Source organism: Halomonas sp. TG39a (assembly GCF_000744395.1).
Classification (GTDB): Bacteria; Pseudomonadota; Gammaproteobacteria; order Pseudomonadales; family Halomonadaceae; genus Vreelandella; species Vreelandella ventosae_B.
This window is the reverse complement of the sequence record NZ_JQLV01000002.1, coordinates 836,093-848,794: the sequence shown is the minus strand read 5'-3', so window position 1 is coordinate 848,794 and position 12,702 is coordinate 836,093. Positions and strand designations below refer to the sequence as shown.

11 protein-coding genes are annotated in these 12,702 nt (G+C 56.3%); 8 read left to right on the top strand and 3 right to left on the bottom strand.

Features of this window, described 5'->3' with window-relative positions:
* Positions 1-56: 56 nt before the first annotated feature.
* Positions 57-533 carry a peroxiredoxin gene (locus U738_RS22050; RefSeq protein ID WP_035585472.1) on the bottom strand — a complete coding sequence of 159 codons (477 nt, stop codon included), beginning with the start codon at positions 531-533 and terminating at the stop codon, positions 57-59.
* 297 nt (positions 534-830) lie between these two features.
* Here U738_RS22050 and dapA point away from each other — a divergent pair, with 297 nt between their 5' ends.
* From dapA to purC, 3 genes are all read left to right on the top strand, one after another.
* Positions 831-1,715, top strand: coding sequence for a 4-hydroxy-tetrahydrodipicolinate synthase (dapA, locus tag U738_RS22045; RefSeq protein ID WP_035585470.1), 885 nt, complete (start codon positions 831-833; stop codon positions 1,713-1,715).
* 78 nt (positions 1,716-1,793) lie between these two features.
* Entirely contained in the window at positions 1,794-2,777 is a 984-nt protein-coding gene (gene bamC / locus U738_RS22040; RefSeq protein ID WP_035585469.1) for an outer membrane protein assembly factor BamC, read from the top strand.
* 32 nt (positions 2,778-2,809) lie between these two features.
* Positions 2,810-3,529, top strand: coding sequence for a phosphoribosylaminoimidazolesuccinocarboxamide synthase (gene purC / locus U738_RS22035; protein ID WP_035585467.1), 720 nt, complete (start codon positions 2,810-2,812; stop codon positions 3,527-3,529).
* A gap of 18 nt (positions 3,530-3,547) precedes the next feature.
* On the opposite strand, the gene tsaA is transcribed toward purC, so the two are convergent.
* Positions 3,548-4,282 carry a tRNA (N6-threonylcarbamoyladenosine(37)-N6)-methyltransferase TrmO gene (gene tsaA / locus U738_RS22030; RefSeq protein WP_035585465.1) on the bottom strand — a complete coding sequence of 245 codons (735 nt, stop codon included), beginning with the start codon at positions 4,280-4,282 and terminating at the stop codon, positions 3,548-3,550.
* Between the two features lie 173 nt (positions 4,283-4,455).
* On the opposite strand from tsaA, the gene U738_RS22025 reads away from it, so the two are divergent.
* Positions 4,456-4,986 carry a GNAT family N-acetyltransferase gene (locus U738_RS22025; RefSeq protein WP_035585463.1) on the top strand — a complete coding sequence of 177 codons (531 nt, stop codon included), beginning with the start codon at positions 4,456-4,458 and terminating at the stop codon, positions 4,984-4,986.
* A gap of 6 nt (positions 4,987-4,992) precedes the next feature.
* Here U738_RS22025 and nadC read toward each other — a convergent pair whose 3' ends face one another.
* A complete protein-coding gene (gene nadC / locus U738_RS22020; protein WP_035585461.1) occupies positions 4,993-5,847 on the bottom strand; it encodes a carboxylating nicotinate-nucleotide diphosphorylase in 855 nt (284 codons plus the stop codon).
* 110 nt (positions 5,848-5,957) lie between these two features.
* Between nadC and ampD the strand changes: the two genes are divergently transcribed.
* The 4 genes from ampD (at position 5,958) to adk (ending at position 12,615) form a co-directional block, all read left to right on the top strand.
* Complete coding sequence (gene ampD, locus U738_RS22015) at positions 5,958-6,539, top strand: 1,6-anhydro-N-acetylmuramyl-L-alanine amidase AmpD (RefSeq protein WP_035585459.1); 582 nt, start codon at positions 5,958-5,960, stop codon at positions 6,537-6,539.
* A 400-nt stretch (positions 6,540-6,939) separates the two neighbouring features.
* Positions 6,940-9,612, top strand: coding sequence for a pyruvate dehydrogenase (acetyl-transferring), homodimeric type (gene aceE / locus U738_RS22010; RefSeq protein WP_035585457.1), 2,673 nt, complete (start codon positions 6,940-6,942; stop codon positions 9,610-9,612).
* 58 nt (positions 9,613-9,670) lie between these two features.
* Positions 9,671-11,689 carry a pyruvate dehydrogenase complex dihydrolipoyllysine-residue acetyltransferase gene (gene aceF / locus U738_RS22005; protein ID WP_035585454.1) on the top strand — a complete coding sequence of 673 codons (2,019 nt, stop codon included), beginning with the start codon at positions 9,671-9,673 and terminating at the stop codon, positions 11,687-11,689.
* Positions 11,690-11,961: 272 nt separating this feature from the next.
* Positions 11,962-12,615, top strand: a complete 654-nt coding sequence (adk, locus tag U738_RS22000; RefSeq protein WP_035585452.1) for an adenylate kinase — start codon at positions 11,962-11,964, stop codon at positions 12,613-12,615.
* Positions 12,616-12,702 lie beyond the last annotated feature (87 nt).

Genomic DNA, 12,702 nt, shown 5'->3' with positions numbered 1-12,702 from the left:
TTACCCGTGGCGGGTCGGCACCGGGTAATGGGTTATCTGAAGGAGCGTTGGAAAAGCTAGCTAGCGGCGTTAAGTTGTTCAGCCGCAGCCAGCACTTCTTCAGCGTGGCCAGGCACTTTCACGCCGCGCCACTCCTGGGCTAGCTTGCCTTCCTTGTCAATCAGGAAGGTACTGCGTTCGATACCCAGATGCTCCTTGCCGTACATCTTCTTGAGCTTGATAACGTCAAACAGCGTGCAGACATTTTCATCTTTGTCAGAGATCAGGTCGAAATTGAAATCCTGCTTGGCCTTAAAGTTCTCCTGGGCGCGCAGGCCATCGCGGGAGACGCCAAGAATCACCGTATTCGCCGCGTCGAAGGCGGGTTTGCGGTCGCGGAAATCACCGCCTTCGGTGGTGCAGCCGGGTGTGCTGGCTTTGGGGTAGAAGTAAATAACCACTTGTTTGCCGCGTAGTTCCGACAGGGTCACGCGGGTATCCCCGGTGGCAGTGGCGGAAAAATCTGCGACAGACTGGCCGATTTCAACAGACATGATGAGATCCTTATTAACGTTGGATGTTAAGGGTGATTACACGCAAGCCAGGGGCTATTGTCAAAGCGCAAAACAGGGTGACGAAAAACTCACACCGCTTTACGCTGTACAGGCTCGAATCGCCTGAGTACCATTTGGCCTCTGTGCGAGTTGGGCACTTGGGGCAAAATAGCCCGATTGCTCTCAATACTTAGCACTTAAAACATGTAGCACTTAAAACACGTATCGCTTAAAACACTTGGCACTTAAAAAACACAGATAGTTGATATCACAATTTGGCTGGTGAGGAATAAACGGATGATCACAGGCAGCATCGTCGCCCTGGCGACGCCTATGAAGGTCAATGGCGACATCGACTGGGAGGCGCTTCGTCGTCTGGTGAACTTCCATCTCGACAATGGCACTGATGCCATTGTGGCTGCTGGCACCACGGGCGAACCTACGACCATGTCCTTCGCGGAGCACTTTGATGTGATTCGCAGCGTGGTAGAAGAGGTCAATGGCCGTATTCCCGTGATTGCGGGCACCGGGGCCAATGCCACTTCAGAGGCAGTAGAGCTGGCGCGCTACGCCGGTGAAGTCGGGGCTGATTACTGCTTGTCAGTATGTCCTTACTATAACAAACCCACCCAGGAAGGCCTCTACCAGCACTTTAAAGCGGTCGCTGAGGGCAGCAAGCTGCCGGTGATCCTGTATAACGTGCCGGGCCGCACCTGCTCGGATCTCTACAACGAGACCGTGTTACGTCTGGCCGACGTCGATAATATTATTGGTTTAAAAGATGCCACGGGGAACCTAGAGCGTGCAGAAGATCTAATCACTCGCCTAAAGGGCAGTGGTTTTATGCTCTACTCCGGTGACGATGCGACCGCCTGTGACTTTATGCTGATGGGTGGCCATGGGGATATCTCCGTCACCGCCAATGTTGCCCCTCGGGCGATGCATGAGCTTTGCACGGCAGCCGTGTCGGGTGATTCCGATAAGGCGCACCAGATTAATACGCGGCTGATGCCGCTGCACACCAACCTGGGCATAGAGTCGAATCCTATCCCGGTGAAGTGGGCGCTGAACCGTATGGGTTACGCGGACGCGGGTATTCGTTTGCCGCTAACCTGGTTGTCGGAAAAATACCACGCCACGGTGAGCGAAGCGCTGCAGCTGGCGGGCGTCGTAGAGGAGTAACCCCGACGCAATACCCTTTGCTACCCAGCTCACTTAATTCTGAGCTGGGTACCTGATTTGTTGACTTAAGGTGGCTTGATGAGCTCTGTGCTTGAAATTCGTGCGCTTAAATGGGTTCCGCTGGCAATCGCAGCGGCTGTCGCGCTCTCTGGTTGTGCGCGGGATGGTTTTTACGACGACCGTAATCTTGACTACACCGACGCTGCGCCAGCGCCGCCGCTAGTGTTGCCAGAGACCCGCAATACCCAACGCTACCGCGATGCGCTGCCGGTTCCTCAAGCCGCCGCCCAAGGTACGCGACTTGACGAAGCGGCAGAGATTCGTCCCCCACAGTCACTGGCTATTGGCAGTGGAATGGAGCCTGAGTACGTTGAGCGCCGCGAAGTCGGCGATCAAACCTGGCTAGTCGTCGCCGCTGATACCGGTACGGTGTGGCCGCAGCTGGAGGAGTTTGTGCGTAGCCGTCAGTTGGAAGTGCTACAGAGCAGTGCTTCCCAGGGAGTTATCGTTACCTCCCAGGCGGAAATACAGCTACAGAGCGCGCTACGTGCAGGCAGCAGCGAAGTTCGCTGCGAACGCGGTGGGCAAACCATGGCTAGCTGCCTGGATGCGCTGGAGAGCCATCTAAGTTCGCGCAGCGCGTCCGCCAGCGTCTCTTCTTCCTGGACCGCTCAGCGTCTTACCGATGAGCAGACACTGCAAATTCGCCAGCAAGACGACGAATGGGAAGTGGTTATACCGCAGCCAGTTGACCGCGTGTGGGCCGAGTTGAACCACTACCTTGAGCTGGACTTTGCTCAGGAAGGTCAGCGCGATTTGCTGGCCGCAGATCCTGCTAGTCACGAGTTTATGGTTGAATATATGACCGAAACCGAGCGCAACCGTAACCCGTTGCAAATCGTCTTCAGCGCGGACGTGCGCAAGATGTCTCAACAGATCCGTCTTGCCTTGCAGCCTGATGGCGATCAGACGATTCTGCGTGCCATTAACGCCAGCGAGCGGACATTCAGCGCCGATGATCAGCGCGAGCTGCTTGAGCGTGTCTCCGGCTATTTACGTTAATTTGTTGATCTTTAACCCTTTACGGAGCCCCCATGGAAAAGCGCCAAGAACTCTACGCCGGTAAGGCGAAATCTGTGTATACCACCGACGATCCGGATTTGTTGGTGCTCAACTTTCGTGATGACACCAGCGCCTTCGATGGCAAGAAAGTGGAATCGCTGGCCCGCAAGGGGATGGTCAATAACATCTTTAACGCTTTCATTATGGAGCGGCTTCAGGAAGCGGGGATTCCCACCCACTTCGAAAAGCAGCTCTCCAATACGGAGAGTCTGGTCAAAAAGATGCAGATGATCCCGGTGGAGTGCGTAGTGCGCAACATCGCCGCGGGTGGCTTGGTCAAACGGCTTGGCGTCGAAGAGGGCATCGCCCTTACGCCACCTACCTTTGAACTGTTCCTGAAGAACGATGAGAAGGGCGACCCGATGATCAATGAGTCGCTTGCGGAGACCTTTGGTTGGGCCACGCCCGAGCAGTTAGCCAAGATGAAGGTATTAACCTTCAAGGTTAACCATATCCTCAAGGCGCTGTTTGCTGAGGGCGATATGCTGCTGGTGGATTACAAGCTGGAGTTCGGCGTATTCAAAGGTGAAGTTGTGCTGGGCGATGAATTCTCCCCGGACGGTTGCCGCCTTTGGGACGCCAACACCCGTGAAAAGCTGGATAAAGATCGCTTCCGCCAGGGGTTGGGTGGCGTGATCGAGGCCTATGAGGAAGTTGGCCGTCGTTTGGGTATTACCTTTCCCGCCGCTTAAGCTGCCGCGGATGGGCCATTACTCAGCGTAAGGTTCGATAGCCATCACCTCTAAGGTGGTGGCTTCGCCATTTTGGCGAGGACAAAACTTAACGTCCACATCGCGCAGCCGAAGGCCATAAAGCCGATCAGAATCGCTATCCTTTTGCTTATAGGCGGGCCTGGGGTCCTGGCTTAGCACCTGCTCAATTAATGCCAGCAGGGTGGCGCTGTCCTGGCGCTGGGCCAGGCTAGCCAGTGCTGTGGGATGAAAGGTGACCGCCATCAGTGAGGGTGTCTCTGGGGCAAAGCCTGCCTGTGCGTTAGGATGAGCTTCAGCCCAGGGCAGATAAGGCTTGATATCGACCACCGGGGTGCCGCTGACCAGGTCGCAGCCCTGGAGCTGCAGAGTGACACCGTGCTGGGTGTCGATGCCGACTAATTTCACCAGTGAGAGCCCCAAGCGGTTAGGGCGGTGAGTGCTGCGACTGGCAAAAACGCCCACCTTTTTATTGCCTCCCAGGCGTGGCGGCCTGACCAGCGGTGACCAGCGTTCGGGGCTGTGATGAAAAATGAAGCTCAGCCACAGGTGGCTGAAGTCTGCTAGGCCGCGCACGGCGAGTGGGTCGTTGTAGGGTGCCGTGAGTACAAGCCGGGCATTGGCAGCAGGGGCGAGCCCTGGCTGGCGGGGAATGCCGAACTTATCAGGGTAGTCGCTGACCACATGGCCTATGGGCGTGAGCGTAAAGTGCTCGTTGTTAGGGGCGTCGTCCATCACACTGCACTGCCTTTTGCTGAGATTGATGCGCATAGAATTGATGCGTAGAGGGTTGCTGCGAGTAGTATAAAGCAGACCAATGGCTTAAACGCCATCAATGGGGCGTGACCCAGTGGGCATGATCGAATGAGTCTTGATTGAATGTTAGCTGAACAGCTCAGAGGTGACGCATGACCAATACCGCAGAGCAACAAACGCCTGTGCCGACAAGCGCGCGCGTCATGTATCGGGCGGCGCTGGCACGCGATGCCGCCGACCAGGCAGAAGTGTTTTACCACGCCGTGATGCAGGGCGCGGCGACGCATTACACGCTTTCAGAGCGAAAGGCCTGGGCACAGGCATTGCCCCGTGAAGGCAGTGCCTGGGGCGTGCGACAAGCGCTGTATACCACCTTGGTGGCTGCCTGCGATGGTCGCTGCGTGGGTTTTTTGGAGTTGGACTTAGCCGCCGGGCGGGTTGAAACCCTCTACGTTTGGCCGTCGCTGACCGGTCGCGGTATCGGCACCACGCTGCTGGTGCATGCCGAACGGCTGCTGCTTGAGCAAGGCAAGGGGCAAATTGAGATAGAGGCGAGCGCTATGCTCTATGAGCGCCTGCTGCGCCGTGGTTGGAAAAACCACGGCGAGGAGTGGGTCGAACGAAGCGGGGAGCGACTGTTGCGTTATAAGCTCACCAAGCGGCTTAACGCCGTCGAAACGTAAGCAGAGTTACACGCTGTAGCTGCGCGTAATGCGCATTGAGAGATCAATGGAGGCGATATCTTTGGTCAGTGCGCCGCTGGAGATACAGTCAACGCCGGTATCGGCGATTGCGCGCAGGGTGTTGGCATCCACATTGCCTGAAGCTTCCAGGGTGGCGCGGCCGCCGTTGATTTCGACTGCAACGTGGAGGTCTTCAATGGCAAAATTGTCGAGCATGACAATGTCGGCACCGGCTGCCAGCGCCTGATCCAACTCCTCAAAGGTTTCTACCTCGACTTCCACGGGCAGGTCGCTGGCCAGCTTGCGCGCTTGCGCAACCGCCGCTTTAATGCCCCCGCAGGCGGCAATGTGGTTCTCTTTGATCAAAAAAGCATCCCATAGGCCAATGCGGTGGTTGTGGCCGCCGCCACAGGTGACCGCATACTTCTGCGCCAAGCGCATGCCGGGTAATGTTTTGCGGGTATCCAGCAGGCGCACGCCGGTACCATCGATCAGGTCGACATAAGCGCGGGTGGAGGTGGCAGTGGCCGACAGTGTTTGCAGCACGTTCAGCGCCGCACGCTCCCCAGTGAGCAGAACGCGGGCGGGGCCTTCCAGGGTTAAAAAACACTGCTCAGCCTCAAGCCTATCGCCGTCGGCGGCGTGCCAGGTCAGGCTTACCCGACTATCCAGACGGCGGAACAGCTCATCCACCCAGGGTGCTCCGCACAGTATGGCGGCTTCACGGGTAATAACGTCAGCGCTGGCCCACTGATGTTCAGGGATCAATTGCGCGGTAATATCACCCGGGCCAACGTCTTCTGCTAGCAAGCGAGCGGCGCTGGCGCGGATTTCTTCAGCAAGAGCGGATTGATAATGCATGGCAGTGAATTCTCTGAACGTCGTCTTCGATGACAGGCATTGTAGTGAAAAACAGCGGTGAAGGTGAAAGAGAACACAGAGAGAGCGCTAACGTAGAGGAGCCCTTGCCAGTGGAAAACAAACAACCCTCCGACGGGTGGTGGGAAAACGCGCGTAAAGTCGTTTCACCAAACTGTGACTCTCGGCCCTCCGGTGAGGTGTCGTTGATAGTGATTCATGCGATCAGCCTTCCCCCTGGTCAGTTTAGTGGTCATGCTATTGAGGCGCTATTTACCAATCAATTGGCGCTAGATGAGCATCCGTTTTTCGCCGAAATTGCCCATTTAAGAGTCTCTGCACACCTGCTTATTCGTCGCGATGGCGAGTGCGTGCAGTTTGTTGATACAGATCAGCGTGCTTGGCATGCGGGGCGCTCATGCTGGTGGGACACTCGCCAAGCAGGGTGGCGAAGGGCGCTTAACGATTTCTCGGTGGGGATTGAGCTTGAAGGGGATGACGTTACCCCCTATAGCAAAGCCCAGTATGACGCGCTGGTAGACGCGGTGGTGTGGCTAATGGCGAGTAACCCCCAGCTAGATAGCAGCCGTATAACCAGCCATGCCCATGTGGCGCCGCTGCGCAAAACAGACCCTGGCCCGGCGTTTGACTGGGCGTATTTTCAGCAGCGGCTGGGATCGCGCCTTGAGCGTTAGCGGTTGGATTACGTTTTTCCGCGCTAAGTATTTCACTAATAACGTAATAAAACGGTAGTTTAATTACATTGGGTGACTGGTTGGTAACCCTGGAAAATGCTCTATGTATTGCTTATGTTGCAGTGCAATAGTTTGTTTTCGATAGGCTTTTACGCTGCGACAGAATTGGCAGCGTGGCGACTTTGAGGTATCTTCCCCTATACAAAAGGCTAACTTTTAACAAAATTGTGTAGCTTTACTACATCAATAAGTACGTAGCTTATTGAATGTAGAGCTAAAACCCCTATCCGGCGTTTAATCACCGGCTGAATGTAGGCGAGTGGTGGAGTTCGACACCGCCGTCCCAGGCCATTCGGGTAGCGGGGATTATTGTCATTTATCGTCATTCGGAGAGACCTCTATGAGTCTGGAGACAAGAGAAGATCTCGATCCGATCGAAACCACGGAATGGATTGATTCCCTGGAATCGGTATTGGATCGTGAGGGCGAAGATCGTGCCCGCTACCTGATGACCCGCCTGGCGGATCGCCTGCGCCGGGACGGCATGAAGGTGCCCTTCTCGGTGACAACCCCGCACCGTAATACGATCCCGGTTCACCGCGAAGCCCCGATGCCTGGCGACCTGTTCATGGAGCGCCGTATCCGCTCTTTGATCCGCTATAACGCCATTGCGCAGGTCATTCGTAATAACCGCGCCAAGCCCGGCCTGGGTGGCCACATTGCCAGCTTTATGTCCTCGGCAACGCTGTATGACGTGGGCTTTAACCACTTCTTCCGCGCTCCCCAGGGCGACTTTGCCGGTGACTTGGTCTATATCCAAGGGCACGTGGCGCCGGGTATCTACGCGCGTTCCTATTTGGAAGGCCGTCTGTCTGAAGAGCAGATGGATAAGTTCCGCCAGGAAGTGGATGGCGATGGCCTCTCTTCCTACCCGCACCCGTGGCTGATGCCGGACTACTGGCAGTTCCCCACGGTCTCCATGGGTCTTGGGCCGATTCAAGCAATTTACCAAGCGCACGTGATGAAGTACCTGCATCACCGTGAGCTGAAGGATATGTACGACCGCAAGATCTGGTGCTTCATGGGCGACGGTGAGTGTGACGAGCCGGAATCCCTGGGTGCCATTTCACTGGCCGGTCGTGAAAATCTCGACAACCTGATCTTCGTTATCAACTGCAACCTGCAGCGCCTGGACGGCCCGGTACGCGGCAACTCCCGCGTCATGGACGAGTTCGAAGGCGTCTTCCGCGGGGCTGGCTGGAACGTCATCAAGGTCGTTTGGGGCCGTCATTGGGATCCGCTGTTCGAGAAGGATAAGAAAGGCATCCTTCAGAAGCGTATGGACGAAGCGGTCGACGGCGAGTACCAGAACTACAAGGCCAACGGTGGCGCGTATACCCGCGAGCACTTCTTTGGTAAGTACCCAGAAACCGAAGCGATGGTCAAAGACCTCTCTGACGAAGATATCTGGAAGCTCAACCGCGGTGGCCACGACCCGTTCAAGGTTTACGCGGCGTATAACGAAGCGGTTAACACCTCCAACGGCAAGCCCACGGTCATCCTGGCGCACACCGTTAAAGGCTACGGCATGGGCAGCGGCGATGGCGAAGCGGCCAACGAAGCGCACCAGGTCAAGAGCATGGAGTACGAAGCGCTCAAGACCTTCCGCGATCGCTTCGGTATTCCATTAACCGACGAGCAGCTCAAAGACGTGCCGTACTACAAGCCGGAAGAGGACTCTCCCGAGCTCAAGTATATGCACCTGCAGCGTGAGCGACTGGGTGGTTACTTGCCCAGCCGCCAGAGCGACTTTGAGGCCCTGGAGATTCCTAGCCTCGAAGACAAAACCTTTGCCTCGCAAATGGGTGGCTCGAAAGGTCGTGAAGTCTCGACCACTATGGCGTTTGTACGCGTCCTCAATGGTCTGGTGAAAGATAAGCAGTTGGGCAAGAAAGTCGTGCCGATTATTCCCGACGAGGCGCGTACCTTCGGTATGGAAGGCATGTTCCGCCAGTTGGGTATCTACACCTCGGAAGGCCAGAAGTACGAGCCGGTAGATAAAGGCCAGATCATGTTCTACCGCGAGGATCAGAAAGGTCAGATCCTTGAAGAGGGCATTACCGAAGCGGGCGCGATGTCGGCCTGGATCGCCGCGGCGACCTCCTACAGCAACAACAACGTCACGCTACTGCCGTTCTACATCTACTACTCGATGTTCGGCTTCCAGCGCATTGGTGACTTGGCTTGGGCGGCTGGCGACCTACAGGCGCGCGGCTTTATGGTCGGCGGCACCGCGGGGCGTACCACCCTTAACGGCGAAGGCTTGCAGCACCAGGATGGTCACAGCCTGATTCAGGCATCCACCATTCCCAACTGCCGCAGCTACGACCCGACCTACGCCCATGAAGTGGCGGTCATCATGCAGGATGGCCTGAAGCGTATGTTCACCGATAAGGAGAACTGCTTCTACTACCTGACGGTAATGAACGAGAACTACGAGCACCCGGCGCTAGAAAACGTACCTGCTGACGATATCGTCAAAGGCATGTACCTGCTACGCGAAACCAAGGGCGACAAAGGCCGTGTTCAACTGCTGGGCTCGGGCACTATTCTGCGTGAAGTGGAAGCCGCCGCTGAGTTGCTCGAGAACGATTGGGGCATTGGCGCCGACATCTGGAGCGTGACCAGCTTTAACGAGCTGCGTCGTGAAGCGCTGCTGTTGGATCGTGAAGCCTTCCTAAGCCCTGAGGCCGAGGCCAATAAGCCCCACGTCACCAAGTGCCTGGAAGGGCGCGACGGCCCGATTATCGCCTCGACCGACTACATGAAGCTGTATGCCGATCAAGTGCGCGCCTGGGTGCCGGGTGACTACACTGTACTGGGTACCGATGGTTTTGGCCGTTCCGATACCCGTGAGAAGCTGCGTTACTTCTTCGAAGTAGATCGCTACTTCGTTACCGTGGCGGCGCTGCGTGCGCTGGCTGAACGTGGTGAGATTGATCGCAAGCAGGTTGGTGAAGCGCTTAAGAAGTATGGCATTGATGCCAATAAGCCTAACCCGCTGACTAGCTAAACCGCTGACCGGTGGGTGCTTGCCCACCGGCTCGATCCGATTTGGAAGGAGCGCGACCTTGAGTAGCGAAATCATCAAAGTTCCCGATATCGGCGGCGATACCGATGTCGAAATCATCGAGATTGCGGTGTCAGAAGGCGACGTCATTGAAGCGGAAGACACCCTAATCACGCTGGAATCCGACAAAGCCAGTATGGATGTACCAGCCCCGAAAGGTGGCAAGGTACTGAAAGTGCTGGTCAAAGAAGGCGATAGCGTCTCGGAAGGAGACGATATCGTTGAGCTGGAAGTCGAAGGTGGCAGCGACGAGAAACAAGAGAGCTCGTCTGACAGCCAGCCTGAAGAGGCCCCAGCCAAGCAAGAAACACCCAAAGAGCCGTCTCAAGAGCAGAAGCCCGCGGCTAAAAAATCAGCGGGTGGCAAGCAGACGGTTGATATTAAAGTGCCGGATCTCGGCGGCTCGGACAGCGTCGAAATTATCGAAGTCGCCGTTAGCGAAGGCGATGAAATCGAAGCCGAAGACACCCTGATCACCCTGGAGTCTGACAAAGCCTCCATGGACGTGCCCAGCCCCCATAGCGGTAAGATCGTTAGCTTTACCGTGAAAGAGGGTGACACGGTCTCGGAAGGCGATGTGATCGGCCAGATGGAGATCGTCGGCGAAGGCGATGACAGCGAAGACGCTGCTGACGAGCAGGCATCCAGTCAAACCAGCAGCGAGCCGGAAGCGACGGCTGTACAGGATGACGAGCCAGAAGAAGCCGCCAGCGAATCGCCTGCGCGCAAAGAGATTCGCGTGCCGGATCTTTCCGGTGCTTCTGACGTGCCGATTATCGAGATTGGTGTAGCGGCAGGCGATGAAATCAACGAAGAAGATCCGCTGATTACCCTGGAGTCCGACAAGGCCTCTATGGACGTGCCTAGCCCCTATAAAGGTAAGCTCCTTGAGCTAACCGTTAAAGAGGGCGACACCGTTTCCGAAGGCGATGTGATCGGCTATATGGAAGTGGCGGGTGCCAAGAGTCAGCAAGCGGCACCGAAAAAAGCGGCGCCCGAAAAATCTGAGCCTAAAAAAGAGGCCAAGGCCACTGAGTCTCCGGCGGGCACGCCCAGTCCTGAAGCCCAGATGGCGGCCCATAAGCCCCGTGATGGCAAGCTGGTTCACGCCGGTCCCGCGGTGCGTATGCTGGCCCGCGAGCTGGGCGTCGACTTGGGGCTTGTGAAGCCCAGCGGCCCGAAAGATCGCGTGCTCAAAGAGGACGTGCAGTCCTACGTGAAGCAGGCGATTGCCAATCAGGGCAAAGCCCAGCCCGGCGCGGCAGCCGCGGCGACGGGTGGTGCGGGTATTCCGCCGATCCCGGAAGTCGACTTCAGCCAGTTTGGTGAAGTGGAAGAGAAGCCCATGGGGCGCCTGCTCAAGATGGGCGCGACCAACCTGCATCGCAGCTGGCTTAATGTGCCTCACGTTACCCAGTTCGACGAAGCGGACATCACCGAGCTGGAAGCTTTCCGCAAGGCGATGAAGGCCGAAGCGGAAGCCCAGGGCGCCAAGCTGACGCCACTGCCGTTTATGGTTAAGGCCTGTGCTTTTGCGCTGCGTAAATTCCCGCAGTTCAACGTCAGCTTGAAGGGTGACGGTGAAACTCTGGTATGGAAGAACTATGTCCATATCGGTATCGCCGTGGACACGCCTGATGGCCTGATGGTGCCAGTGGTACGTAACGCCGACAAAAAATCCTTGATCGAGATTGCCAAGGAGATGGCGGAGCTAGGCAAAAAAGCCCAGACCAAAAAGCTCAAGCGCGACGAGATGACCGGTGGCTGCTTCACTATTTCGAGCCTCGGTTCGATTGGTGGTACGGCATTTACACCGATCGTCAACGCGCCGGAAGTGGCTATTTTGGGTGTCTCGAAAGCGCAGATGAAGCCGGTTTGGGATGGCAGCGCCTTCCAGCCGCGCCTGATGATGCCGCTGTCGCTCTCCTACGATCACCGCGCGATCAACGGCGCCGACGCGGCACGCTTTACTGCCTTCCTGGCAGATGTGCTGACTGATATTCGTCGCTTACTGCTTTAATTGGTAGCGATGTGCTCTCACAAGCGGCGCCCCTCGGGGCGCCGCTTGTGTTTACTAAGCGTAAATGCTGCCTAAACCTCTCGCAGGGCGACCAAAGTGGTAGATTTAGGGCATTTGGCTGTTTTAATTTAAAAAAATTGAAATAAAAGCGGGTCTCTCAGGCTTTTGGGGAGTTGTGTCGCTTGAGAGGCGCGGTTATTGTCAGTTAACAGAATTTACATACTCATTTTTCGAACTCTTTTTTCATACCAAGAACTTCAAGGAGCAGTGCCATGCGTTTAATCCTGTTGGGTGCCCCCGGCGCGGGGAAGGGGACTCAAGCTCAGTTTATTTGCGAGCAATTTAAGATTCCTCAGATTTCCACCGGGGATATGCTGCGCACGGCCATTAAAGATGGCACTGAGCTGGGCCTGAAAGTAAAAGAGATCATGAACAGCGGTGGCCTGGTGTCTGACGATATCATTATTGACCTGGTCAAAGAGCGCATCAGCCAGCCTGACTGCGAGAACGGTTTTCTGTTCGATGGCTTCCCACGCACGATCCCCCAGGCTGATGCCATGAAAGAGGGCGGCGTTAAGCTGGATCACGTAGTGGAAATTGCTGTGCCCGACGAAGAGATTGTCAGCCGCTTGGCGGGTCGCCGTGTGCACCAGGCATCGGGCCGGGTTTATCACGTAGACCACAATCCGCCCAAAGAGCCGGGCAAAGACGATGTGACCGGTGAAACGCTTATTCAGCGTGAAGACGACCAAGAGTCCACGGTGCGCAATCGCCTGTCGGTTTATCACGACCAAACCGCGCCGCTGGTTGATTACTATCAGCAGTGGGCCGAGCAAGACCCCCAGAGCGCCCCCCAGTACCACCGCATCGAAGGCGTAGGCAGCGTGACGGATATTACCCGCCAGGTAAAAGAAGCCCTGAGTTAATAAGAGCCCTTAACTGATAAAAACGCTTAGCTTACTATAAGCGTTTTTCGCCTTTGCCGATGGCCCGCATTAAGCGGGCCATCGTCG

Bases quoted from the DNA above. Each gene is read 5' to 3' on its own strand.
- U738_RS22050 (WP_035585472.1), bottom strand. From the start codon at position 533: ATGTCTGTTGAAATCGGCCAGTCTGTCGCAGATTTTTCCGCCACTGCC.
- dapA (WP_035585470.1), top strand. From the start codon at position 831: ATGATCACAGGCAGCATCGTCGCCCTGGCGACGCCTATGAAGGTCAAT.
- bamC (WP_035585469.1), top strand. From the start codon at position 1,794: ATGAGCTCTGTGCTTGAAATTCGTGCGCTTAAATGGGTTCCGCTGGCA.
- purC (WP_035585467.1), top strand. From the start codon at position 2,810: ATGGAAAAGCGCCAAGAACTCTACGCCGGTAAGGCGAAATCTGTGTAT.
- tsaA (WP_035585465.1), bottom strand. From the start codon at position 4,282: ATGGACGACGCCCCTAACAACGAGCACTTTACGCTCACGCCCATAGGC.
- U738_RS22025 (WP_035585463.1), top strand. From the start codon at position 4,456: ATGACCAATACCGCAGAGCAACAAACGCCTGTGCCGACAAGCGCGCGC.
- nadC (WP_035585461.1), bottom strand. From the start codon at position 5,847: ATGCATTATCAATCCGCTCTTGCTGAAGAAATCCGCGCCAGCGCCGCT.
- aceE (WP_035585457.1), top strand. From the start codon at position 6,940: ATGAGTCTGGAGACAAGAGAAGATCTCGATCCGATCGAAACCACGGAA.
- adk (WP_035585452.1), top strand. From the start codon at position 11,962: ATGCGTTTAATCCTGTTGGGTGCCCCCGGCGCGGGGAAGGGGACTCAA.